This is a genomic window from Pseudomonas sp. Sample_20 (assembly GCF_004307585.1).
In the GTDB taxonomy this organism is placed as follows: Bacteria; Pseudomonadota; Gammaproteobacteria; order Pseudomonadales; family Pseudomonadaceae; genus Aquipseudomonas; species Aquipseudomonas atacamensis.
Window position 1 is genome coordinate 1 of the sequence record NZ_RCOA01000110.1, and the last position, 21601, is coordinate 21601.

A 21601-nucleotide genomic window follows, 5' to 3' on the forward strand; every position below is an offset into this window, starting at 1 on the left:
TGGAAAGGGGGTGGCCGGGGCGTTCGGATAACGCCGGGGCTGGGGGCGTTACTTTAATCCATCGTGGGGGGCGGCGACTAACGGCATTTGCGCGATTTGTCAGTATCGGCCTCCGTTTGCACTGTGTAGGGCCGTTTCTGGACGTTGCTACGATTCAGGTCTGCGTGTGCAAGCTGTTCAATATGACCTTGATGGCGGGGCGCTCAAGCAGTTCGCACCATTTGCCTTCATCAACGATGGCGCCCCGCTGCATGACGAGCACGCGGTCAAAACGATGGAGATGTTCAACATCATGAGTGACACATATAAAGCCCTGTCCAGCGAATGTCTTGAATAGCAAATCCCACACTGGTGTGGCGAGTTTCGGTTCAATCGAAGCACTCGGCTCATCAAACAGATTGAATTTGCCCGGTCGATTCAGGAGTCGCAGCAACGAAAGCCGCTTCGCTTCACCTCCGGAGATATTGGTGGCGTTTTCAGCGATGTGACCTCGGCCAATGATTTCATCAAGCTGGAGAGATTGAATTGCCTCGTTCAATGTTTTCGACTGCTCAACACCGAAAAGTACGGACTGTTCAAAACTTCCTTCCAGGAACTGCGGAGACTGGGGGCTGTAACGCACCGTTTCCAGATGAACGCGAGCATTTAAGCGATCTATGCACAGCTCGTCGATGAACAGCCGGGGCCGCACCGAAAAATCCAGTCCTGCCAGCGCTTCGAGTAACGTCGATTTGCCAGCGCCGCTGGGCCCGATGATCGCGACGGATTGGCCCTGTCGGAAGCTGATCTGGCTGGCAATTGATAGCTGCGCAACACCGTTATGGGTGATCTCGCAGGGCTCGAGCCGTAATGTTGATAGGTTATGCAACGCATCAGAGTAATGGCGGCGATCGTTATCGAAGTCAGCAGTTGCAAGTAATTCTTTGAGTCGCCGTTGATCAGCCGAGAATTGATCCAGCACCCGATAGCCTTCGGTCAGTGCCGATACATTCAACAGGAACGTACCAGCAATAGAGAAAATGGCCACCAACTGACCGACGCTGATACTTGCTTGTCCGGACGTCTGATCCATGACTCCCCAAGCCAACAAACCGCCGGTGGACAGGCTGATAAACAAAATCTTCGCCGCGCTCAACAGTCCGCCCGAGCCTGCTACGGTTACAGCAGCGTTGGCGTAGCGCTCAAATGCTCGGTTCAAGGGTTGCAGGGCCGTGCGTTCGGCGCGTTCCAGCTTTATCGATTTACCAGCCCTCAAAGTATTGACCAAGGTTGCACTCAGCTCATCCTCCTGGTCATTAACAGCATCGATGTGTTTTCTGCGCCATCGAATGATCCGGTGAGTTGCGTAGAGATAACAGCCACCGAGGCCAGCTAGCGCGCAGAAAACCCAGGCTCCGCCCATATACCAGAATGCGCCGGCCACAATAAGAAACTCCAGACACAGGGGAAAACCTGTAGTGACGAAGAACATCAGCAACTGTTCGTGGGCAGTGATTCCGCGCTCGACCGACTTGATGAACTGTCCTATTCGCCACGTGCCGAACTGGGAAAAATCCTTGCCCATCAACCGCGCCATCCAATTGATGGAAGCACCCATGACAATTCGCTGGACAAGCTTTGAGAGCAGCAGCGTTTGCAGGGGGGTGGTCATCGACTGAATGCAACCGGCCAGCGTAAAAGCTGCGGTGAAATAAAGCAGCGTACGCAGCGTTGTGTGATCGGCATCGTTTAGTGAATCGACGATCTTGCCCAATAACAAAGGAGGGGCCAGGGCCAGGATTTTCAGGGTGATGGTTGCGCCTATTGTCATCACCAGCAGGAGTCGATGTTTCTCGCAGGCTGTTCTTATAAATGTCTGCATGAGTATGTGCCTGTGGTCGTTTTGAATCACGCCGTTGGCGAGCTCCTGGTGCCGAGCAGAATGTGCTGAGGAGCCACGGGTTGGCCATTTCTGATTATGTTGAATCGGTCGAGACCCGGGATATAAGTATGGGTAACTACGTTGGTCCCGGGGTACTCCATGACTGTTCTGAAAAATAGGACTTTGTTCATACCGCTCAGGTTTTTTCGGAGCAAAGCAAGTTGTTCAGGAACAGAGAGTGCAAGCAGGTTTTTGGCGGCGCCAGGGTATTGAGTTTCAAGTTTTTAACAGGTGCAAAGTCTATCAGCTGTTTCAGTTTCTCGGATTGACAAAGCACATCAAGTACCTTTCGGTCCGCGATTTCATCGTTGGCGTCGTATAAGGCGTTTGATTGGAATTGCTCCGTTACCGCTCTTTGGATGGCGATAAATATGTCCAAAGAACAGCCGGAGCCGATTGCGGATATATGTCGGTCGCCGGGGCCGGTTCGTGGGAATGCAACTGCCAGATAAACTTCTGACTCGTCTTTGATAATGATGATCTGCAAAGCTTCGGCAGCCCGTAGCGCGTATGAGTTGTTGAACAGGGCTTGCGCAAGCAGGGGCGCCGACGGTGAGTAGAGATCGATCGGAGGTATCAGTCTGCAGACGGCCATGAAAAACCGGGACAACAGGTGTCGCTCAATCAGTTCCAGGGTACCGTGCAGCAGTGCTTCTGATTTCGTGCAGCCGAAAGCAGTTCCTGAGTTAGAGGCGTAGCGATTTAAAAAGCGCGTCGGTTGACTCGTTGTTTTACGTTCATCTTTGACCGGATACAGCAGGGCGCATGGCACAAAAAGCCCGGCGCAGCCGTCGAGTGATGCAAGCTGAAGACACTGTAGAGGCTCGATGTTTTTTCGCAGACTTGTGAAAATGCCGTCCGACTCGACCCCGTTCTGCGAAGCGATGTCACTGCAACCAAGCGTTTTGCAAAATGGCGGCTCGGCGTGAAACATCGCGTAGTGCTCAAGGCTTTCAGCAAGTGCACCAACAAGCGCGTCGGGACCTTTGCCTGCGCCTGATTCAATCAGCGTGTCGTATTCGTTATAGAGTTCGGCAGTAGCGACCAGATTACCGTCATCGACATAGCGCACTCGCGCTCTCAAACCCAGTGTCTGGATAACATTGTTTATTCGGACAAACGCTTCCCTGGATGAAATCTCACGCTCTGACATGGTGAGCCTCGTAGGCTTGAATGCCGAAAGATCGACTTTCGGCATTTTCAGGATTGGCTGATCGGGAGGCCGAGTCAGCGGGTCAGTGAGGCGAAGAAGTCCAGTTCCGTCGCTAGGAAACCTTCAAAGTGGCCCGAGCCATAAGGCAAATCATCGAAGGTGTTTATTTCAGAACGTTTTCTACCCATTACATATGACTCCATTGAATATCACGTTGTCGGCATTTTTTTGCGCGCCGAGCTTGCATGTTTTTTTGCAAGCGCAACGAGTAATAACAAGGGAGAGTTGAACCCGCAATCAGACGGCTTCCGATGATTGCGTAGGGCGCTTCTTGAGGAGTAGTAGGATCGAACTTCGTGCTGTTAAACACAGCGGCGTTCTATGCGGAAAATTAGCGCGAATTATGGTTTGCAGGTGTTTAGAACTTGTAGAGGTGTCAATTAGCGTGCAATTAATGACGATGGCATAAGAGGCGATCAAATGCCGTCGTCATTTATCTTGTCATGCGAGCCGAACTGGTTATTCCAGATTAATTACAAAAGTTCCTGTCCCATCGAGAATATTCTTCAAAGTCTCAACAACCTCATCCATATCCACCATATCCGGGTTGAAGCTGATCTCCAGCACATCATCGCCATTCAACGCATCGGCATCCGCCGCAGCAATCTCGATCTTCAGCAGTTTCGAAGTCAGCGTGACCTTCACCCCGTCAAGCGTCGAAGGCTCGCCATCCAGGGTGATCTCCAGCTCATCCTCATCCGGGTAACGGCTCATCAGGAACATCTCGCCCTTGTCGCTGTGGCAGCAGAGCATGGCCATGTTGTCTTCTTCGTCGTCGCACGGGTTGACGATCAGTAGGGCGGTGGTCATTTGCATGGGGGAAATCCTGGGCAGTGGCGGCGGTGAGTCTGTTCGAAGGCGCGATTTTGCCAGTCTCAACCGGTTTGCGCTGCCTGCATCGGTAAAAAGTGGCAAAGCAGGACATTTCTGTCGCCCGGTTCCGAGTAGCGAGAAGGGAAAATCCGACGCCAGCGTAAGGCGATTACCGGATGCGCAAAATCCACCCGAAATTGCGATTTTTCGCTTGTGATCGCCACAGTTTTACCGTTAGTTTCGCCGCTCTTGCGCAATGGAGTGCGTTACGACAACCCCAAAAAGGGAACTTTGCCATGACCCAATATTTCGATCGCGCCGAAGAAATCCGCCACCTGTCCGATGAACAGATCGAGGAGATCTACAAGCGCTATCTCGAAGGCGAAAAAACCGCCGCGCTGATGGCGGAATTTCAGATCCCTGCAACGGTGCGCAGTCTGCTCAAGGTTTTGCCCCCGGTCATCAGTGCCGACCTCAGCTGTCCTTACTGCAAACTGCCGATGTGGGTGCGCCGACACGCCAGGGGTACTCCGCTTTCGCTGCGCAGTACATTCAAATGCGTACGCTGTGAGCACCAGCAAAGCCTTCCCGGCACCAATACCCGCCACATGACTTGCAGCTGCACAGAATGTTTCAAGGTGCGCCAGCAGCAGCTTGCCGCCCGGGCCACGCGTGATCGCCTGGAATTGGAAGCTCGATATGGCGCGCGATGCCCCGCAGTGCCTTACGCCAATCTGGGGTTTGTGCAGAAGCTGACGTTGCTCGCTTTGCTGGATGATGGTTACGGCGCGACCGTTGAATGGATTGCGCCGTTGAATGCGCCATCCAGAGAAGAGCTGCTCGCCCTGACGTTCGAGGCCCGTGAAGAGCTGCTCAAAGGCCTGCACGAAGCCGGGGTGCTGGCAGTTTCCACCGATTCCGACATCAACGCCTTCGATCGCAGCGAAGGCTGCAATATCCGCGAGTACAGCGCGGTGCGCTGGCTGCCCAGCGTCACGCTCGACGGCGTAACGCGCTGTGCCCGCGAGAATTTGTATCAGGTGCTGTATCAGGAGTTGTCGGGCAGCGTCAAAGCCGCCTGGAAGAGCGAAATCTATTCGCTGGTCTTCAGTCTCGCCCGCGAAGCGTCCATTCAATACATCCGTGTGCTGGCCGCTGAAGTGGATTTTGCCTTCACGGCCGAGGCCCGTGCCGAGGAGGTGGTCGGGCAGTTGCTGCAGGACTTCTCGGTGAGTCAGTTGTATTACTTCGCCCGCTTGGCGGTACGAAACGCCGCGCACTTTTATGCCACCGGCAATTCCAAAGGGCGCAGTCACGCCTCCAACACCATTCCGCGCAACATGCTGAGCACGGCGCAGGACGCGCTCGCGCGCAACTGGCGCAAGAACGCCCATCGCGATGCGCGAGTACCGCAAACGGCCTTGCAGCGCTTGCTCTACGACGTGGTGCTCAAGGACAGCGGCGCCGGATTTTCCAAATCGCCGGGCATGTACTGGCGTGACGAACTGGTCCCGCAGTTCTTTTCCGCCGTGGCGTTCGACAGCGACTTGCTCAGCCATCTGCGCCTGTTTTGCCGCGAATGCGATTCGAGCAACATTGACGCCAGCATGGACAAGCAGATCCTGCAGACGATGTGCTACGACTGCGCCACGGTGAGCAAATTCAGAGCCTTTGAGGAACTGCCGGACTGATTCGCGTCAACCGCTGGCGCTGAACCGGATGCCACGCTCAGGGTCGATAACAGGGCCTTGGGCGTTTTCGTTTCCGGATATGTAACGTCCTCGGCGACCGACCTGGCACGAAAGTCCCGTGAAACCGGGGTTTTGAACCTGCATTTCGGCGCACGCCTGCTAGTGTTGATGCAGGCCAAACCCTGCATTTACGTGCCAATGACCGAATATGTCGCAGCACCGCAAGCAGACACATTGTCGCACCCATTAAGCTGCGCAACGGATGAGCACCCGTAAAGGCATTGTCGGCAGTGCTGGCAGTCGCTTTTGCAGATGCTCATTCATGGAAGGTGAATGTGACCTGAGTGTCCCGTCCAGCTTCACCCACCTGTCTCCCTGTTTCCTCTGCCCGAGAATCAGGAACAGGGCGACACCAGCCCCGAAAGGGGTGTTGCACGCGACGCTTTCCATCAATAACAAGCTTAAGCGGAGTACCACAGATGGCGTTCTTCACCGCAGCCAGCAAAGCCGACTTCCAGCACCAACTGCAAGCGGCACTGGCGCAGCACATCAGTGAACAGGCACTGCCACAAGTGGCGCTGTTCGCTGAACAATTCTTCGGCATCATTTCCCTGGACGAGCTGACTCAACGTCGCCTCTCCGACCTCGCTGGCTGTACTCTCTCTGCGTGGCGCCTGCTTGAGCGCTTCGATCACGCGCAACCGCAAGTGCGTGTCTACAACCCCGATTACGAACGCCACGGCTGGCAGTCGACCCACACCGCGGTCGAAGTGCTGCACCACGACCTGCCATTTCTGGTCGACTCGGTGCGCACCGAGCTGAACCGTCGCGGCTACAGCATTCACACCCTGCAGACCACCGTGCTCAGCGTACGTCGTGGCAGCAAGGGCGAATTGCTGGAAGTCCTGCCAAAAGGCAGCACCGGCGAAGGCGTGCTGCACGAATCGCTGATGTACCTGGAAATCGACCGTTGCGCCAACGCGGCCGAGCTGAATGTGCTGAGCAAAGAGCTTGAGCAGGTGCTCGGTGAAGTGCGCGTAGCCGTCGCTGACTTCGAGCCGATGAAAGCCAAGGTGCAGGACATCCTCACCCAGCTCGATAACAGCGCCTATCCGGTCGATGCCGACGAAAAGAACGAAATCAAGAGCTTCCTGGAATGGCTGGTGGGCAACCACTTCACCTTCCTCGGCTACGAAGAGTTTGTGGTTACCGATCAGGCCGATGGCGGCCACATCGAGTACGACCGGAACTCCTTCCTCGGCCTGACCAAACTGCTGCGCACCGGCCTGACCTACGAAGACCTGCGCATCGAAGACTACGCCGTCTCCTACCTGCGCGAACCGACCCTGCTGTCGTTCGCCAAGGCTGCGCACCCGAGCCGCGTACACCGTCCGGCTTACCCGGATTATGTGTCGATCCGTGAAATCGACGCCGACGGCAAAGTCATCAAGGAACATCGCTTCATGGGCCTGTACACCTCATCGGTGTACGGCGAGAGCGTGCGGGTCATCCCGTTCATCCGCCGCAAGGTCGAAGAAATCGAGCGCCGCTCCGGCTTCCAGTCCAAGGCTCACCTGGGCAAGGAACTGGCGCAGGTCCTCGAAGTGCTGCCGCGTGACGACCTGTTCCAGACCCCGGTCGACGAACTGTTCACCACCGTGATGTCGATCGTGCAGATCCAGGAACGCAACAAGATCCGCGTGTTCCTGCGCAAAGACCCGTACGGTCGCTTCTGCTACTGCCTGGCCTACGTGCCGCGCGACATCTATTCCACCGAAGTGCGCCAGAAGATCCAGCAAGTGCTGATGGAGCGCCTGAAGGCTTCCGATTGCGAATTCTGGACTTTCTTCTCGGAATCCGTGCTGGCCCGCGTGCAGCTGATTCTGCGCGTCGATCCGAAGAACCGCCTCGACATCGACCCGCTGCTGCTGGAAAAAGAAGTGGTCCAGGCCTGCCGCAGCTGGCAGGACGACTACGCCGCACTGACCGTCGAAAGCTTCGGCGAAGCCCACGGCACCAACGTGCTGGCCGACTTCCCGAAAGGCTTCCCGGCCGGCTACCGCGAGCGTTTCGCTGCGCATTCGGCCGTGGTCGACATGCAGCACCTGCTGAGCCTCAACGAAAAAAATCCGCTGGTGATGAGCTTCTATCAGCCGCTCGGTCAGGTCTCCGGCCAGCGCGAGCTGCATTGCAAGCTGTATCACGCCGACACGCCGCTGGCGCTGTCCGACGTCCTGCCGATTCTGGAAAATCTCGGCCTGCGCGTACTGGGTGAATTCCCGTATCGCCTGCGCCACACCAACGGCCGCGAATTCTGGATTCACGATTTCGCTTTCACCGCCGCTGAAGGTCTGGACCTCGACATCCAGCAACTCAACGACACGCTGCAGGACGCGTTCGTGCACATCGTGCGCGGCGATGCCGAAAACGACGCGTTCAACCGTCTGGTGCTGACCGCCGGTCTGCCATGGCGCGACGTAGCACTTCTGCGTGCCTACGCCCGTTACCTGAAGCAGATTCGTCTGGGCTTCGACCTGGGTTACATCGCCAGCACTTTGAACAACCACACCGACATCGCTCGCGAACTGACCCGGTTGTTCAAGACCCGTTTCTACCTGGCGCGCAAGCTCGGCAGCGACGATCTGGAAGACAAGCAACTGCGTCTGGAACAAGCGATTCTGACCGCACTGGACGACGTTCAGGTGCTGAACGAAGACCGCATCCTGCGTCGTTACCTCGACCTGATCAAAGCCACCCTGCGCACCAACTTCTATCAGACTGACGCCAACGGCCAGAACAAGTCGTACTTCAGCTTCAAGTTCAACCCGCATGCGATCCCTGAGCTGCCGAAGCCAGTGCCGAAGTTTGAAATCTTCGTCTACTCGCCACGCGTCGAAGGCGTGCACCTGCGCTTCGGCAACGTTGCTCGTGGTGGCCTGCGCTGGTCCGACCGTGAAGAGGACTTCCGTACCGAAGTGCTCGGCCTGGTAAAAGCCCAGCAAGTGAAAAACTCGGTCATCGTGCCGGTAGGTGCGAAGGGCGGCTTCCTGCCGCGTCGCCTGCCACTGGGCGGCAGCCGTGACGAGATCGCGGCCGAGGGCATCGCCTGCTACCGCATCTTCATTTCCGGTCTGTTGGATATCACCGACAACCTGAAGGACGGCGCACTGGTACCGCCGGTCAATGTCGTGCGTCATGACGACGATGACCCGTACCTGGTGGTTGCGGCGGACAAGGGCACTGCAACCTTCTCCGACATCGCCAACGGCATCGCCATCGACTACGGCTTCTGGCTGGGTGACGCGTTTGCCTCCGGTGGTTCGGCCGGTTACGACCACAAGAAAATGGGCATCACCGCCAAGGGCGCGTGGGTCGGCGTACAGCGCCACTTCCGCGAGCGCGGCATCAATGTCCAGGAAGACAGCATCACCGTGGTTGGCGTCGGCGACATGGCCGGCGACGTGTTCGGTAACGGCCTGTTGATGTCTGACAAGCTGCAACTGGTCGCTGCGTTCAACCACATGCACATCTTCATCGACCCGAATCCGAACCCGGCGACCAGTTTCGTCGAGCGTCAGCGTCTGTTCGACCTGCCGCGTTCGGCCTGGACCGACTACGACACCAGCATCATGTCCGAAGGTGGCGGTATCTTCTCGCGCAGCGCGAAGAGCATCGCGATCTCGCCGCAGATGAAAGAACGCTTCGACATCCAGGCTGACAAGCTGACCCCGACCGAACTGCTCAACGCCTTGCTCAAGGCGCCGGTGGATCTGTTGTGGAACGGCGGTATCGGCACCTACGTCAAGGCCAGCACCGAAAGCCACGCCGATGTCGGCGACAAGGCCAACGATGCGCTGCGCGTCAACGGTAACGAGCTGCGCTGCAAAGTCGTGGGCGAGGGCGGTAACCTCGGCATGACCCAACTGGGTCGTGTGGAATTCGGTCTCAATGGCGGCGGTTCCAACACCGACTTCATCGACAACGCCGGTGGCGTGGACTGCTCCGACCACGAAGTGAACATCAAGATCCTGCTGAACGAAGTGGTTCAGGCCGGTGACATGACCGACAAGCAACGCAACCAGTTGCTGGCGAGCATGACCGACGAAGTCGGCAATCTGGTGCTGGGCAACAACTACAAGCAGACTCAGGCCCTGTCCCTGGCGGCGCGCCGTGCCTACGCGCGCATCGCTGAGTACAAGCGTCTGATGAGCGATCTGGAAGGCCGTGGCAAGCTGGACCGCGCCATCGAGTTCCTGCCGACCGAAGAGCAACTGACCGAGCGCGTCGCTGAGGGCCACGGCCTGACCCGTCCTGAGCTGTCGGTGCTGATTTCCTACAGCAAGATCGACCTCAAGGAACAGCTGCTCGGCTCGCTGGTGCCGGACGACGATTACCTGACCCGCGACATGGAAACGGCGTTCCCGCCGACCCTGGTCAGCAAGTTCTCCGAAGCCATGCGTCGTCACCGTCTGAAGCGCGAGATCGTCAGCACCCAGATCGCCAACGATCTGGTCAACCACATGGGCATCACCTTCGTGCAACGACTCAAAGAGTCGACCGGCATGAGCCCGGCGAACGTGGCTGGCGCTTACGTGATCGTGCGTGACATCTTCCACCTCCCGCACTGGTTCCGTCAGATCGAAGCGTTGGACTATCAGGTTTCCGCTGACGTGCAGCTGGAGCTGATGGACGAGCTGATGCGTCTGGGCCGTCGCGCCACGCGCTGGTTCCTGCGTGCCCGCCGCAACGAGCAGAACGCTGCCCGTGACGTCGCGCACTTCGGTCCGCACCTGAAAGAGCTGGGTCTGAAGCTCGACGAACTGCTCAGCGGCGAAATCCGCGAGAACTGGCAGTCGCGCTATCAGGCGTACGTCGAAGCCGGTGTACCGGAATTGCTGGCGCGTATGGTTGCGGGCACCTCGCACCTGTACACGCTGCTGCCGATCATCGAAGCCGCCGACGTCACCGGGCAGGACCCGGCCGAAGTGGCCAAGGCTTACTTCGCCGTGGGCTCTGCGCTGGACATCACCTGGTACCTGCAACAGATCAGCGCGCTGCCGGTGGAAAACAACTGGCAGGCTCTGGCGCGTGAAGCGTTCCGTGATGATGTCGACTGGCAGCAACGGGCGATCACCATCTCCGTCCTGCAACAGGGCGACGGCTCCCAGGATGTGGAAGCACGCCTGGCGCTGTGGATGGCCCAGCACGAAAGCATGATCGAACGCTGGCGCGCCATGCTGGTGGAAATCCGTGCTGCGAGCGGTACGGACTACGCCATGTACGCGGTGGCCAACCGTGAACTGCTGGATCTGGCGTTGAGCGGGCAAGTAATCGTGCCTGCGGTTGCTGCGAATGCCGAGCTTGAACTGGCGTAAGTAGTGGCTGAGTGAAAAAGCCCCGCTCTCGAAAGAGGCGGGGCTTTTTCTTGTCTGTCATTCAGAGCGTATCGGCGCAGCGGAAGGCGAAGCTACCAACGCCGTCGGCACGGGGCAGGGATGTTCCGGTTACGACAATCTGATTGTTCTGAATAGCAAGACCTCCCGCCATGTCGAGCACGTCGGTCAGATTGATCACCAGCACACCGTCGTCGGCAAAACCGCGATCCGGAGCGCCGTCCGATTTGAACTGGGCAATGACGATTTCGGAATCTTCTTCGCCGTGGGTGCTGGAAAGCAACACGATGCGTACGCCTTCTCGCAGCGTGCCAGCAGTCCATTGGATGCCGAAAGGCGCATCGGAATAAGACGTCAGGACTGGACTCCCTTCATTGAAGTCGCTGGCGTATTTGCCATTTCTGTCGACACAAACCAGGACGCCCCTGTGAACAAGATCCTCCGAGGTGGCGCTACCGATGCCGAGGATGTTGCCATCAGGCATTTCCACCAGTTGGTTGATCTGACTGAGCTTGTCCAGGCGCTCGAACAGGGCAAAACCGTTATCGCCAAAGCTGCTGACAGGCTTACCTGCGGCGTCGAAGAGGGCGATCATTGCGCGGTAGCGGTCTTTACGTGAAACGTAACCTGCGATGGCGAATTTGCCGTCCTGCAGCCGGATCAGTGAGCCAGCCCACGTGGAATTGTCCAGGTATCGAATCGTGATGTAACCCTGTCCTTGGCCAAAGGAAGTGTCCAGAGCCCCGTCGCTATGCAGCCTGATCAAAAGACCGTATTGGTCATTGGGGGAATATTGATGATTGCTCAGGACCATCAGTTTTCCGTCGGCCAGTTCAATGGCATGGCCACTGTAATCGGATGCCGTAGTGCGTTTTTGCTCCGGTGCTACCTCGGACGACACGAGGGCGGGCAACGGAATCTGGCTAACGATGACCACGCCGTTGTCGCCAAATCCGCTCTCGGGCGTTCCGTCATTGCGAAACATTGCCAAGCAGCGCTGTGGTAGTGCGTATTCGTGTAGGACAAAGGCACCCTGAAGCAACAGATTGTTGTTCTTGAGGATGCTGATGCTGCCACCCGTGGATTTATAGCCCTGCGCGAAAACCCCGGTCGCCACGCCATCCCGGGCAAACGAAGCGTCCTGTGTGCCATCAGGCTTCAACCGCACAATGGCGAACTTGTTGCCCGCACTGGCGGCGATCAGCAGCTTGCCGTCCGCCGCGACGGTAACTGCGTTGGCGAAGCCGTTTTCCTGATCGGGATATTCAAACCAGGTGAGGCCATTTTTGTCGGGGCCGAAAGTGGGGTCCAGGTTATGCACGGCGGTGTCTTTGACTTCAGTCATGGTCAGCTCCTCGAATACGCTGTTTTTGCGTAAAGCGATCAGTCGATAGAGACCGGCAAATCAACGCAGTGCTGGTATTTGGGAAGCTTTCGGTCGCGCTGTCCACTGTCAGACCTGACAGTGGACAGCGGGGGATGATTGTGGATTTGGCAGCAGGATGGCCAGTCTTGGCGGGCTTTAATGTCAGAGGTTTTTGTGGTGTCTGGTCTGGCGCCTTCGCGAGCAGGCTCGCTCCCACAGGGATTCGCATTCCAAATGTGGGAGCGAGCCTGCTCGCGAAGAGGCACTTACATTCAATACAACTTTTGAGCTGGTTTACCCTCAAGCATCGACACTTTCTCCCCCGGCCGCACAACCAGATTACTCAGCGAGCGGTCAAACTCGCGCAACGCCGCCAGTTGCAATTCCTCCTGCTGATTGATATCCGCGACGATTTCTTCCGAGCGTTTGAAGTCCGCCCACACCGGCGTCAGTTCCCGCGCCTGCGAGCCCTTCGCTGTGCCGATGTAGTTCAATTGCGCATCGTAAAAATCGGCACTGACATCCGCGCGGATATCCGAGCTGCGCGAGGTGATCAGTTGGCTATGGGTATCGACGATCGCCACCACATCCGGCCTGGCCGCGCGCAGGCTTTGCATGTCTGGGTACACCGTCACCGAGCCGAACTGGCGTTGCAGCGAAGCGTTGACCCACTCCACCGCGCGATCCGGGCTGGAGCTGGCGACGTAGGCATCGTGGATCGGCTGCACCAGCAGGCTCTGACCAAAACCGGTGCCGGCCTTGGCCTGATACTCGCGCAAGTATTGGCGATTGGCCTGGGTGCCGGGGCTGTAAATCACCCCCAGCGAGACGCCGGGGCCGCTGTTGACCTGAGTAGCACTGCTGCGACCGGTCGGGTGCGGCAGCAGCGTGTCGAGGGATGACACGGCTTGCGGGGCAGTGGGAACAGAGCAGGCAGAGAGCATCAAAATGGAGATCGCCAGCAGGGCGTGAAGCGCAGGTTTCATGGTGTTTCTCCCGTGAAACAAGGTCTGTCGATGAGTGTGCACGGGCCGATGGTTCGGCGGATATTCAGGTTAAACCTGCCGGCCTGACCGTTGCCTGAATAACCTGTGCGGGGTTAGTTTTATTGGCTTTAAGCGTTTGCAGGTAATGCCCCAAGGCAATAAAAAAGGCGCAAATGCTCGATTCGCGCCTTTCGTTTATGGCTGGCCGTTCAGCCATCAGTTTTCCAGCGGGATCAGCACCTGCTCATCCGGGGCCAGGACCATGAACACCAGCAACTTGGCAGGCTTGGTCGAGCTGGCGTTTTTCGACACCAAATGCTCGGAACCGGCCGGCTCGTACCAGAACTGGCCCTTCTTGTAAGTGATCGCTTTTTCGCCCTTGACCTGTGAAATCACCTCGCCGTCGAGCACGTAAGCCATCGCAGTGCCTTCGTGCTTATGGGCGATCGAGGATTGCCCGGGCTTGTAGTCGACTTCGATCATCATGGCTTTCTTGCCGGGGACGTTTTTCAGCAGTTGGTCCTGCAGGACGGTGATTTTCTCGGATGGGTCGTGAGCCATTGCTGAAGCGGAGAGGGTGAAGGCGAGGGCGGCAGCGACGAGGTGCAGGGCTTTCATGGCGGGTTACCTGTGATGGTGGGGGTGTGCTCACAGTAGGCCGCAATGTGGCCGGTTCAAACGGCCAATATTCGCGAAGATCAGGTGACCAATTGGTCTCGCAAGGATTTCGGTGTGGCGCAAATCGCCTTCGCGAGCAAGCTCGCTCCCACAGGTTCTGCGGTTGCTCACCCGTCTTGTGAACAACAAATAACCCTGTGGGAGCGAGCTTGCTCGCGAAGAGGCCGGTTCAGACGATGGGAAAGCTGTTGAAATCGACGCTATTGGCCAGGCGGCTATCGATCAGGTCGATAAACCCCTGTGCCTCCGGCCGGTTGAAATGCGCCTGCATCGCCGCTTCCGACTGCCAGCGCGCGCTGACCGTCCAGCGGTGGCTGTCTTCCGGGCAGCGGTCGACCAGGTAGGAATCGCAGCCCGGAGTTTCGCGCAGGGTGTCGACGATCTTCTGCAATTGCTTGCCAAGCTCTTCCGAGCGGCCCGCAACCGCCTTGACCTCAACCGTGTTGATCACTTCGTTGGACATTGCTCACACTCCTGAATCAGGCCGGACGAATCCTGCTCACTGAGGGATAACGCCTGTGCAGAATAGGCCTGCCGCCGTGAATCACCAATAACCAATCGGCGGTAAAAGCCTTATACCAACGGCTCATGACAGCTGTTCGAGGATGTCGCGCAGGCGATCGAGGGCGATGTCGATGTCGAGGGTTTCGATGGCGCCGAAGCCGAAATACAGGCCTTCTTGCGCCGGCTGCTGGTAGTAGAAACCACTGATCGCATACAGGCCGACCTCGACCTTTTTTGCCAACTCGATGACCAACGGCAAATCGATCGGCACCTTGCAGAACACCGCCATGTGAAACCCGGCACTGGCCGGCACGGCTTGCAGCCACGTTGCAAGGTCGGTGGCCATGCGCTCTAGGATGCGTTCGCGACGTTGCGCGTAGATCGTGTGGCAGCGGCGGATGTGCTTGAGCAGGCAACCCTCGGCGATGAACTTGGCCAGCGCCCACTGCGGCAGGGTCGAGGCGTGCAGATCGGTCAGCTGTTTGGCGCGTATCACTGCCTCGATGATCGACGGCGGCAGGATCGCGTAGCCCAGGCGCAACTCCGGCAGCAAGGTTTTCGAGAAGGTGCCGACGTAGGCGACGATACCGCGCTGATCGAGGTTGTACAGCGAATCGGTGGGCCGGCCCTCGTAGCGAAATTCACTGTCGTAATCGTCTTCGATGATGATCGCGCCCAGTTCATGGGCACGGGCGAGCAGGGCCTCGCGGCGCGCCTGACTCATCGCCATGCCCAGCGGGAACTGGTGCGACGGCGTCACATAAATCAGCCGCGCGCCATCGGGAATGTGCTCGACCTGAATACCCTCGGCATCCACCGGCACGCCGACCACTTCGGCGCCGTGTGTGCCGAACAGCAAGCGCGCGGGTGGATAGCCCGGATCTTCCATCGCCACCAGATCGCCCGGGCGGGTCAGTACCCGGGCAATCAGGTCCAGCGCCTGCTGTGCGCCGTTGCACACCACGATGTCCTCGTCCTGACAGTTGATGCCGCGAGAAAACGCGATGTGCCGGGCGATCGCATTGCGCAGCGCCGGCAAGCCTTCGGCGACGCTGTAGAAACCTTTCGACTGCGCCATCTGCCGCATCGCATGGGCGACGCAGCGGCGCCAGTCGTCGTGCGGGAACTGGCCTTTGCTGGTGGCGCCACCGATGAAGTCGTAGCGCAGCGAACCTTCCAGCGTCGGGTGACGCAGGAACACCGGCAGATTGCGCCAGCTCTCGATCACCTCGGCACTGGCCAGCTCGGTGTGGCTCTGCTTGCGCTGCACCTGCGCCGGGCGGGCGTTGACGTAGGTGCCTTTGCCGATCACGCCGGTGAGGAAGTTTTCGTAGGTCAACTGCGCATAAGTGTCGGAAATGGTCTTGCGCGAAATGCCCAATTGCTCGGCCAGCAAGCGACTCGGCGGCAACTGCGTACCCGCCGCCAACCGCCCGGATTCAATCGCCCCGCGCAACTGCTGATACAACTGACCGGCAAGATCCTTGCGGCCGTTGATCACGACATGAAGTTCCATACCGACGAGGCTCCCGGGTGTTGAGTGAAGTGTCGGTCAGATTAGCGTTGTTGGGCTTTTGGCAGTAGTTGCGTGGAGTAAAAACCGCAAATTGGCGCAAGTCCCTGTGGGAGCGAGCTTGCTCGCGAAAGCGGTGGGTCAGTTACCTGATCGTTCCCACGCTCAGCGTGGTAACGCCTCCCGTGACGCTCTGCGTCACAGTGGACGCGGAGCGTCCATGGCTGCATTCCCACGCAGAGCGTGGGAACGATCAGCGCGTAAAGGTAGGGGGGCAGTGGTGTAGCCGAAATTCGTGGAATTGGGGCTGTAACACAGCCCGCACAACCCTTACCGTGAACTCATCATTCCGCCTGCCGAGAGCCGCGCCATGTCCCTGCGTCTGGATTACTACAACGCGTCGCCCAAGGCGATGAAAGCGATGCTTGCCATGGAGGCGCTGACCAGCGATCTGAGTATCGAAGCGCCGCTGCTGCAATTGATCCGGATCCGCGCCTCGCAACTCAACGGCTGCGCTTTCTGCACCGACATGCACTCGGTGGACGCGCGGCGAGCCGGGGAGAGTGATCGGCGTCTTTACGCGATCGCGGTGTGGCGCGACAGCAACTTCTTCAACCCCCGCGAACGGGCGGCTCTGGCCTGGGCCGAGGCGGTAACGCTGTTGGCCGAAAGCCACGTGCCGGATGACGTCTACCAGGGGGCGCGCGAGCAATTCGATGAAGGCGAACTGGTAGACCTGACGGTTGCGGTCAGCACGATCAATAGCTGGAATCGCTTGGCCGTCAGCTTCCGCCAGACCCCGAGTGACTGAGTTGCGTCGTAAAAACAAAAACGAGAGAAAGAAGAGGTACACGCCGATCGTTCCCACGCTCCGCGTGGGAATGCCTCAAGGGACGCTCCGCGTTCCAATGGGACGCAGAGCGTCCCGGGCTGCATTCCCACGCAGGAGCGTGGGAACGATCAGTCCTTCACTGCGGCGGTCGCTGCGGTTTCACCGAGGTGCCAAACGTATTCCCCATCCGCGTACTGGTCGCCGCCGGGGTCGCCAGCCCGACCTGATTCGGCGCGCGCTTGTGCACCGGCACATTCAACGCTTCCATGTTCTTCTGCGCTGCCGCCGCGCCGTCGGGATTGTTGCCCATCTGCTGGCTGAGGCAATCGTAATTCGGCGCCTTGTAACCGCCGACCGTGACCTCGACACAACCCAGCGGCTCCTCCGCCTGCGCCGCGCCCACCGTGATCAGCAAGACCCACATCCACCGCGTTTTCATGTCTGCCTCCTGGCCCGCCCGAATGGGCCGCTCTGGGTTTGAGTCTAGTGCAAGCGCGGGGCAAACCCGTGATGGTTTTTTTGCACCGCCCGTCATACCAGAGTCATAAATGCCCCGCAGGATAGCGATTTTCAGGGGTGCGCCAGTCGTGCAGCGAGGCAGTTCGCGGATCAGTCTTCAGCGCTCGGCGACGCTTGTGCGCCGCGCGGGTCTGGGCTGGCTGCTCGGTCTGCTGACCTGCGCGGCCAATGCTGATCCGGCAGCGGCGGACATGCGCATGACCTTGCACATCCCGGCGCAGGAGCTGGCCCGGGCGTTGGATCAATACAGCCGCGCCACGGGCGTTGCCGTGCTGGTCGATAGCCAGTTGAGCCGGGGCCGTCGCTCCCTCGCCGTGGATGGCGAATTCACCGCCGCCGATGCCTTGCGCCATCTGCTCGGCGGCACCGGGTTGATGGCGCGTTACGCCCGCGCCGACGCGTTCACCCTGCAAGCGGCGCAGGTGGAAGATCTGCCAGTGCCGACGGACAAACCCACGCCGGCCGCTGTCGCGGTCAACCGCAGTTACGCGACGGCGGTGCAAGCGGCGATCGAGCGCAAGTTGTGTCGTTCGCCGCTGACCCGGCCGGGCAGTTATCGCGCGGTGTTGCAGGTGTGGGTCGGGCGCGACGGCGTGGTGCAGCACAACCGGTTGGTCACTTCGACCGGCGATGTACGGCGCGATAACGCGCTGGTGGAAAGTTTTCGCAACCTCACAATCGATCGGCCGACGCCCAGCGCCTTGCGCCAGCCGGTCACGTTGCTGTTGTTACCGGAGTCGTCAGGGAAACGCATGGAATGCACGAGATGGGAAGGAGTTTCCGGGGGATGAAAGACGCCGGACAAAGCGTGATGGGCCAGCTGTTCCTCAGCTCCTACGAGGATTTTCGCGTGCGCCTGCGCCGCCGCCTCGGTTCCGAGGACCTGGCCAATGACGTGCTGCACGAAACCTGGCTGCGGGTCGATCGCATGGAGACCCCGCCAAACCTGCTCAAGCCCAACGCCTACCTGTATCGCATGGCCCTGAACATCGCCGCCGACCGCCGTCAGGCCGATGCGCGCCTGCTCACCGGCACCGAAGTCGAGGAACTGCTGCAACTGGGCGACGAAGCCCTCGACCCGGCGCGGGTGGTCGGCGGGCAAAAGGAAATGCAGGCCCTGCTCAGCGCCTTGTACGAACTGCCCGCACGGCGTCGACGGATCTTCATCGCCGCGCGGCTGGAGGAGGCGCCACACCTGGAAATCTCCCAGCGTTTCGGCATCTCCACGCGCATGGTCGAGAAGGAAATCAAAGCCGCGCTGAGCTTCTGCGCAGCGAAACTGGAAAGAAAAGTGTTTCAGCGGTTCGGTCGCGGGGCCGGAAAACCGTCTAGCGAATAGTGACCCGATTAATCCGTTGAGAATTTGCGCGTTTGAACATCTTTCGACTGAAACCCGCCGAGCCCTCGGCCACTGAGTCTCTGCACAGCGAAGCCCTCGACTGGCTGATCCTGCTGACCTCGGGCCGCGCCACCGTCGCCGACGCACGCGCCCTGCGCGAATGGTGCGCGCAGAGTGGCGAACACGCCCGGGCGTTCGAAGAAACCAAGCGGCTATGGCATCACCTGCAACCGGCCGCCGAAGCCGTGCAGGGCCGACGCAGCTTCGGTCGACGGGCATTTCTCGGCGGCGCGATTGCCGCATCCGCCGCATTCCTGCTGGTGCGCGGCACGATTCCCGGTGGCTTCGAAGGACTAGGCGCCGACTACATCACCGAAGTTGGCCAGCAGCGCCTGGTCGAACCGGCGCAAGGCGTCAGCCTCGAACTCAACACCCAAACCCGCATCAACCAGCGCAGCGTCGAAAACGGCGTGCAGGGCTTCGAACTGGTCAGCGGCGAAGTTGAAGTGCAGACCGCACGCCTGCCACTGGCGATGCAGGCCGGAGCAGGGTGGTTACGCGCCAGTCAGGCCCGCTTCAACCTGCGTAACACCGACCAGCAAGTCTGCGTGACCTGCCTCGACGGCGCGGTCGACGTCGCCATCGACGGCCGCAACCTGCGCCTGGAAGCGGGCCAGCAAGTCACCTACGACGCACGGCAAATCGGCAACGTACAAACCGTCGACACCGCCGCCGTGATGAACTGGCGCCAGCAAGTGCTGGTGTTCAACGGCGCGACCCTCAGCCAGATGATCGACGAAATCAACCGCTACCGCCCCGGCATGCTCCTGCTGCTCAACCGCGAACTCGGCCAACGCCGCGTCCAGGCCCGCTTCAACCTCGACCAACTCGCCGGCGTCGCATTGCTGATCCGCGATGCCTACGGCGTCAAATGCACCGAACTGCCGGGCGGCGTCGTCGTCCTCAGCTAACCAAAGCCCAGCGCAATCCAAATGTAGGAGCTGCCGAAGGCTGCGATCTTTTGATCTTGCTTTTGCTTTCTGTGGGAGCTGGCTTGCCAGCGATGACGGTCTAACAGCCAACCAACCTGCAACTGACTGCCCCCAATTCAATTGTGGGAGCGAGCCTGCTCGCGAAAGCGGTCTCCCAGCCGACCAATATCTTCCGGTCGCACTCGAACCCTGTGGGAGCTGGCTTGCCAGCGATAACGGCCTAACAGCCACCCAACCTGCAACTGACCGCCCCAACCCAATTGTGGGAGCGAGCTTGCTCGCGAAAGCGGTCTACCAGTGGCAACAACATTGACTGACCAACCGCGTTCGCGAGCAGGCTCGCTCCCACATTTGCTTGGTGACTGCCAAATTATTGCAACAACCCAATCACCTGCCGATAACGCTCAACCCCCTGCGCCGTCTGCCGACTCAAACTAATCTCCAACCCCAACGGATCCTCCCGCCGATTCCCGCTCAACTGCCGCCATCCTTTATCCACCTCCCAAACCCGCACCTGCACATCACTCACCTCACTCAACACAGCGACCCCATTAACAGGCGCCGGCAACGGATAGCGACTGCTCGCCTCAGCCACCGCCCGATACAACGTATGCCCCTTGACCCACCACCGCACCCGTTGCAAAGCCCCCGGCTGATCCGCCGCGCTACGAATAATATCCAGCCGAAACCCCTTGCTATCACTACTGCGCACCGTCACCGCCGGCGGCGCAGTCGGCGCCTCATCCTCAGCCCCGACCTTGCGCGGCTCGCTCAACTCCACCCCCGCGCGCATGTCCACATCCCGCTGCAACTGATTCAACACCCGCAACAACCCATCGCTCTGCTCACTGCTCACCTGCAAATGACTGTCCGCCCGCGTCACGCTGTCCAGCCCGCGCCAGGCAATCAGACTCACCACAGCCATCAGCAAAATCGCGACCATCACCTCAATCAGAGTGAACCCTTGCTGAGTCTTCATTGAATACTGATCCGCCCACTGCCATCGCGCAGCACACTCAGCCGATTGGCCCCATCAGACAAAATCAGCCGCAACGGCGGATTGATCCACTCGGCATTCAGCACCACCGTCTGCCGGGGCTCCACACGCACCTCCACCTTCGGGCTCTGCCACGCACGCGGGCGCAACTGCGCATCCTCCTTGAACGACTCAAACCCCACGCCATCATCCCCACGCCGCCCAAAACGAAACCCCTTGGCATCCGTCACCCACACAATCGGTCGCCCATCAGCGCGAGCCTCGGCCTGCGCCACCTGCAACAACTGCGCAACCCGCTCGGCATCCTTGCGCAACAACTGCAACGGATCAGGCCTGATACTCAAACTGATCGCCGCACTGGCAATCCCGATGATCACCAGCACCACCATCAACTCGATCAACGTAAAACCCTGCTGCCTGCTCATCACCCACGCGCTCCTTGGCGTCCCACCCCATCGTGCCCGGCGAACATGTAAGGCATGTGAAATAAAACGGAGAGAATTGCCGCGTAGGCTGGCAACAGGGACAACAAGGAGCGACAACCCATGAAATTCACCGCACGCATTACCCCAGCGCAAACCGTCCAGGCCCTGGCACTGCTCGCCGCCCTGGTTGGCGTCGCGACATGGTCATCGCTGATGCTGACCTCCGCGGAGTCCCACACACCCGCAGCCGCCCCGCAAGTGCTCGCGGCGAGGAGCGATAGCCCGGCGTTGCAGTGGTTCTCCAATGAGACCGCGCCGGTGGACATCAAGGTGAGTGGGGTGATCGCGGGCGGGAGCGGGACGGTGGCGATATTGAGTTTGAACGATGGCGCGCCGAGGAGTTTTTTGGTGGGGGAGAA

Annotated in this window: 18 protein-coding genes; 7 read left to right on the forward strand and 11 right to left on the reverse strand. The window is 59.2% G+C overall.

Going from position 1 to position 21601, the window contains the following annotated elements; all coding sequences use genetic code 11:
• Positions 1-154 precede the first annotated feature (154 nt).
• From D8U70_RS22590 to D8U70_RS22600, 3 genes are all read right to left on the reverse strand, one after another.
• Complete coding sequence (locus D8U70_RS22590; protein WP_130929760.1) at positions 155-1861, reverse strand: ATP-binding cassette domain-containing protein; 1707 nt, start codon at positions 1859-1861, stop codon at positions 155-157.
• Positions 1862-2057: 196 nt separating this feature from the next.
• Positions 2058-3074 carry a YcaO-like family protein gene (locus D8U70_RS22595; RefSeq protein ID WP_241664680.1) on the reverse strand — a complete coding sequence of 339 codons (1017 nt, stop codon included), beginning with the start codon at positions 3072-3074 and terminating at the stop codon, positions 2058-2060.
• 519 nt (positions 3075-3593) lie between these two features.
• Positions 3594-3950, reverse strand: a complete 357-nt coding sequence (locus D8U70_RS22600) for a hypothetical protein (protein ID WP_110647060.1) — start codon at positions 3948-3950, stop codon at positions 3594-3596.
• Between the two features lie 293 nt (positions 3951-4243).
• Here D8U70_RS22600 and D8U70_RS22605 point away from each other — a divergent pair, with 293 nt between their 5' ends.
• Together D8U70_RS22605 and D8U70_RS22610 are read left to right on the forward strand one after the other, a co-directional pair.
• Positions 4244-5638 carry a hypothetical protein gene (locus D8U70_RS22605; RefSeq protein WP_110647061.1) on the forward strand — a complete coding sequence of 465 codons (1395 nt, stop codon included), beginning with the start codon at positions 4244-4246 and terminating at the stop codon, positions 5636-5638.
• 479 nt (positions 5639-6117) lie between these two features.
• Entirely contained in the window at positions 6118-11013 is a 4896-nt protein-coding gene (locus tag D8U70_RS22610) for an NAD-glutamate dehydrogenase (protein WP_130929761.1), read from the forward strand.
• Positions 11014-11074: 61 nt separating this feature from the next.
• Here the strand turns inward: D8U70_RS22610 and D8U70_RS22615 are convergent, their stop codons facing one another.
• From D8U70_RS22615 to D8U70_RS22635, 5 genes are all read right to left on the reverse strand, one after another.
• Positions 11075-12376 carry a hypothetical protein gene (locus D8U70_RS22615; protein ID WP_130929762.1) on the reverse strand — a complete coding sequence of 434 codons (1302 nt, stop codon included), beginning with the start codon at positions 12374-12376 and terminating at the stop codon, positions 11075-11077.
• A gap of 293 nt (positions 12377-12669) precedes the next feature.
• Positions 12670-13383: an ATPase gene (locus D8U70_RS22620; RefSeq protein ID WP_130929763.1), complete on the reverse strand. Its 714-nt coding sequence runs from the start codon at positions 13381-13383 to the stop codon at positions 12670-12672.
• Positions 13384-13599: 216 nt separating this feature from the next.
• Positions 13600-14001: a cupin domain-containing protein gene (locus tag D8U70_RS22625; RefSeq protein WP_130929764.1), complete on the reverse strand. Its 402-nt coding sequence runs from the start codon at positions 13999-14001 to the stop codon at positions 13600-13602.
• Positions 14002-14230: 229 nt separating this feature from the next.
• Complete coding sequence (locus D8U70_RS22630) at positions 14231-14524, reverse strand: putative quinol monooxygenase (protein ID WP_016774982.1); 294 nt, start codon at positions 14522-14524, stop codon at positions 14231-14233.
• A gap of 123 nt (positions 14525-14647) precedes the next feature.
• Positions 14648-16081, reverse strand: a complete 1434-nt coding sequence (locus D8U70_RS22635; RefSeq protein WP_130929765.1) for a PLP-dependent aminotransferase family protein — start codon at positions 16079-16081, stop codon at positions 14648-14650.
• Between the two features lie 367 nt (positions 16082-16448).
• Between D8U70_RS22635 and D8U70_RS22645 the strand changes: the two genes are divergently transcribed.
• Positions 16449-16889, forward strand: coding sequence for a carboxymuconolactone decarboxylase family protein (locus D8U70_RS22645; RefSeq protein ID WP_130929766.1), 441 nt, complete (start codon positions 16449-16451; stop codon positions 16887-16889).
• A gap of 157 nt (positions 16890-17046) precedes the next feature.
• On the opposite strand, the gene D8U70_RS22650 is transcribed toward D8U70_RS22645, so the two are convergent.
• Positions 17047-17334, reverse strand: a complete 288-nt coding sequence (locus D8U70_RS22650) for a hypothetical protein (RefSeq protein WP_241664681.1) — start codon at positions 17332-17334, stop codon at positions 17047-17049.
• A 163-nt stretch (positions 17335-17497) separates the two neighbouring features.
• Here D8U70_RS22650 and D8U70_RS22655 point away from each other — a divergent pair, with 163 nt between their 5' ends.
• The 3 genes from D8U70_RS22655 to D8U70_RS22665 are packed head-to-tail and all read left to right on the forward strand — an operon-like array spanning position 17498 to position 19739.
• A complete protein-coding gene (locus D8U70_RS22655) occupies positions 17498-18220 on the forward strand; it encodes a secretin and TonB N-terminal domain-containing protein (RefSeq protein ID WP_071172670.1) in 723 nt (240 codons plus the stop codon).
• Positions 18217-18768 (forward strand): RNA polymerase sigma factor, encoded by a 552-nt coding sequence (locus tag D8U70_RS22660; protein WP_122704069.1) that lies wholly within the window; start codon positions 18217-18219, stop codon positions 18766-18768. The genes D8U70_RS22655 and D8U70_RS22660 overlap by 4 nt, the downstream gene beginning before the upstream one ends.
• 32 nt (positions 18769-18800) lie before the next feature.
• Positions 18801-19739 carry a DUF4880 domain-containing protein gene (locus D8U70_RS22665; protein WP_130929768.1) on the forward strand — a complete coding sequence of 313 codons (939 nt, stop codon included), beginning with the start codon at positions 18801-18803 and terminating at the stop codon, positions 19737-19739.
• A gap of 391 nt (positions 19740-20130) precedes the next feature.
• Here the strand turns inward: D8U70_RS22665 and D8U70_RS22670 are convergent, their stop codons facing one another.
• Positions 20131-20739: a prepilin-type N-terminal cleavage/methylation domain-containing protein gene (locus D8U70_RS22670; protein ID WP_130929769.1), complete on the reverse strand. Its 609-nt coding sequence runs from the start codon at positions 20737-20739 to the stop codon at positions 20131-20133.
• Positions 20736-21182, reverse strand: a complete 447-nt coding sequence (locus D8U70_RS22675; protein WP_073471095.1) for a GspH/FimT family pseudopilin — start codon at positions 21180-21182, stop codon at positions 20736-20738. The genes D8U70_RS22670 and D8U70_RS22675 overlap by 4 nt, the downstream gene beginning before the upstream one ends.
• A gap of 120 nt (positions 21183-21302) precedes the next feature.
• Here D8U70_RS22675 and D8U70_RS22680 point away from each other — a divergent pair.
• Positions 21303-21601, forward strand: a 299-nt coding sequence (locus D8U70_RS22680; RefSeq protein ID WP_130929770.1) for a general secretion pathway protein GspC, incomplete at its 3' end; no start/stop codon positions are given.